Genomic DNA, 3,058 nt, shown 5'->3' with positions numbered 1-3,058 from the left:
AGTACAAACCTAATTATACCAAAGGTTGGAGCCCTTTTTGTATTTATAAACTAGATTTTACTTTCGTAATCCAGGTTAATTTCTTGCCACGCATGATAGAAGTTTTTACCGTGGAAATACAAGGTCATTGTCAAGAAATTCTAAAACCTAAAAGATTCAATCTCTGTAAACAAATGCATGATTATTTTGGATTGCAAAAAAGCAAGATCGTGAAAAAGCTGGCCAAGTTAGCCGGCGGCTCAATCCATGCCGTTCAACTGAACTCTTTATGAATGGCACCATTTTTCATTCCCGTCAAAAACACATTCCTCCCTTGAATATGGGAGGAGTGTGTTTGAATGGAAGTGATTTTTAAAGTCAGCTTTGGCTGCTTGCTGCAGTTATTTCTTCCTCCCCTTCTTCTGCCCACCCCTTGCACACATCCACCCACTCAATGGCCGAAGAATATTCAAAAAGTTCTTCGCAAGTCAATTCTATGGCTGAGTTGGTACTTCCGCAGGCAGGAAAGACTGTCTCAAACCGCTTTAACGAAACATCCAAATACACTTTCAAATCGTTTGCCAGCCCGAAGGGACAGACACCGCCAATGGCATGCCCGGTCTGTTCAAGCACTTCATCGGGCGACAGCATGCGTGCTTTAAAGTGAAAAGTATGGCGGAATTTCTTATTATCGATTTTCGCATCCCCAGCAGCTACAATCAAAATTGCATTTTCATCTTCTCCCCTAAAAGAAAGCGTCTTTGCGATTCGCGCCGGAATGACGCCGATTGTTTCCGCCGCCTGTTCCACAGTCGCGCTTGATGTGTCAAATTCCATCACATCCTTTTCGCGATTCCAATTTTTAAAATGAGCTTTCACACTTTCCAATGACATAAAGTTCATCCTTTCCGATTGTTTCATTGATTGTCCATATTTCCATTATTGCACAAACAAGGACAAAAGACCTCTTCATCAAAAGCTTCGACAAATTTTATATACTTCTTGATGGTTAGTGGACATTCTAGTAAAATAGGCACAGTATTGCGAGGGTTATTTGTTCTCTGGCCGGCAAGTATAGATGAGCAAATAACCTTTTCCTTTTCTAGTTTAAGAGACGTCAGCTCTATTGACCATTATACTATTATGGTCAGCAAAGCTGACGGCTCTTTTTTAGAATATCTCCCGCCAAAATAAATAGCAAGACTCTTCGCAATATCGACAATAGGTCTGGCTGCGGACAGTGAACAAGCGCAGCTGGATTGGAAAGAAAATATTCGACATGTTACCAAGGATGGGGAAATTTTATATGTGAATGTAGCCGTGCTTCTACTTTCCTATTCGAGGTTTCGAATATATGACTTATCCATTTCAAAATCTCAGAGTATATTACTATCGTTTCTCACAGAAAATTTTGAGGCGATTGGAGGTGTTCCTAAAACAATTGTGACAGACAATATGAAAACCGTCATGGACGATTTACGGATGAAATATCAAAAAGGAAAAGTGAATGAACGATTTTCTCACTTCGCAAAAGATATGGGATTTGAAGTAAAGCCTTGTATAGCAAGAAGATCGAAAACAAAGGGCAAGGTGGAGTCTCCGATGAAGGTTATTGATGAGATTCATGCCTACCAGAGGAAATAGAGCTGGATCAGTTTGTGCAAAGCTGTGTAATCGAATCAACAACAGTTATCATCAAGGAGCAGGAAAAATACCTATACTGCTCTTTAAAAAAGAAAAAGATCTCTTATCCCCACTACCAAATGAAAGAATAAGAGATTATTATAAAATCGATCATAATCGCGTAACGGTAAACCCTTCGAATATGATCACCTACAAGTCTAACCAGTACTCAGTTCCCGCTGGATACATAGGTAAGACTGTTGGATCCATATATGATCCAAATTCTTGTTCATTACTTTTCACCGCTTAATTCTACAAGGATCTTTGCCTGGGATTTGTCATTGGATAACACTTCAAATCCTCTATCGACAATATGATTCAACTGAATGAAGTCAGTAATGACTTGTTGCGGATTTAATTGGCCAACTGCCATTAAATCGATGGTTTGTTGAAAAGTTGACGGTTCATAAGCTAAAGTTGATGTTACCTTTACCCCTGTGGTCGTTAATTCCATGGGGTTCCAATTAATCGGATTTGCAAAAATCGATACAACAACCATCGTACCACGCGCTTTGGTAGATTGAATGGATTGTTTAAAGGTCTGTTCGACACCTGCTACCTCGAACGCAATGTCAACACCTTGAGATGAAATTTCCTTAATGGCCTTGATTGGATCCACGTTTTTGGAATTTATGACGTGTGTTGCACCAATCGTCTGGGCTTTTTCTAGCCTTGTTTCAGACAAGTCTAACGCAATGATGGTTATGGCTCCGGCTGCTTTTGCCGCCATAATCGTTAATAAACCGATAGGACCGGCACCAAATACGGCTACGGTATCTCCAATGCAAAGGCCAGCTTCTTTTATAGCTTGTACGGCAACTGCTGTAGGTTCTACCAACGCCCCGTCCTGTAAGGTTAACGATTCAGGCAATGTATAAACATTATCTTCAGGTACAATTGCAAAGTCTGCAAAGCCACCATCAGAATGAAGGCCGATAAAACTAAATCCGTCATATATATCGTACGCAGGCGGTTTAATCCCGCGAGTAATGGTCGGGTTAATTGCTACACGATCTCCAGGCTTGAAGTTTCTTACCTTGGATCCCACTTCTTCAATAATGCCCGCAAACTCATGCCCCATGGTCAAGGGAGATTGTTGGCCTGTCAATGGGTCAGGATGTTCAATTGGAACAAAAACCGGTCCCTCTTCATATTCATGAAGATCACTTCCACATATTCCCGCCCAAGCTACTTTTACTTTTATGGTTCAGTAAAATAACGTGGGGTAGTTGACAAAATTCGACTCTAACAAAGTTCGTGTTCCCTATAGTGCCTTGGAATGTCGAATAGTGCATCAGGCTAATTTTTTTTGCAGCCTATCTTGGTGCTTGCGCCATCCATTCAATGCTGTTTGCTGTTCTTTCGCAAACATTCGCGCTCTTAGGGAAAGCGCGGA

General features: G+C 41.0%; 2 protein-coding genes and 2 pseudogenes. 2 read left to right on the top strand and 2 right to left on the bottom strand.

Features of this window, described 5'->3' with window-relative positions; translation table 11 throughout:
• Nucleotides 1-272: hypothetical protein (locus AB1L08_RS22020; RefSeq protein ID WP_413066725.1), on the top strand; the 272-nt coding region annotated here is incomplete at its 5' end.
• A gap of 85 nt (nucleotides 273-357) precedes the next feature.
• Here the strand turns inward: AB1L08_RS22020 and AB1L08_RS22015 are convergent.
• Entirely contained in the window at nucleotides 358-873 is a 516-nt protein-coding gene (locus tag AB1L08_RS22015; protein ID WP_413066724.1) for a YbaK/EbsC family protein, read from the bottom strand.
• Between the two features lie 348 nt (nucleotides 874-1,221).
• On the opposite strand from AB1L08_RS22015, the pseudogene AB1L08_RS22010 reads away from it, so the two are divergent.
• Nucleotides 1,222-1,879, top strand: a pseudogene (locus AB1L08_RS22010) (transposase); the annotation flags it as partial.
• Nucleotides 1,880-1,894: 15 nt separating this feature from the next.
• On the opposite strand, the pseudogene AB1L08_RS22005 reads toward AB1L08_RS22010, so the two are convergent.
• Nucleotides 1,895-2,866: pseudogene (locus AB1L08_RS22005) on the bottom strand (2,3-butanediol dehydrogenase); the annotation flags it as partial.
• Nucleotides 2,867-3,058 lie beyond the last annotated feature (192 nt).

Source organism: Siminovitchia jepli, assembly GCF_047228825.1.
GTDB lineage: Bacteria > Bacillota > Bacilli > Bacillales > Bacillaceae_C > Siminovitchia.
The sequence above is the reverse complement of the archived record's forward strand: the minus strand, read 5'-3'. Positions and strand labels throughout refer to the sequence as shown.

What these genes read in the sequence shown, in the direction of transcription:
- AB1L08_RS22015 (WP_413066724.1), bottom strand. Translation starts at nt 873, where the DNA reads ATGTCATTGGAAAGTGTGAAAGCTCATTTTAAAAATTGGAATCGCGAA.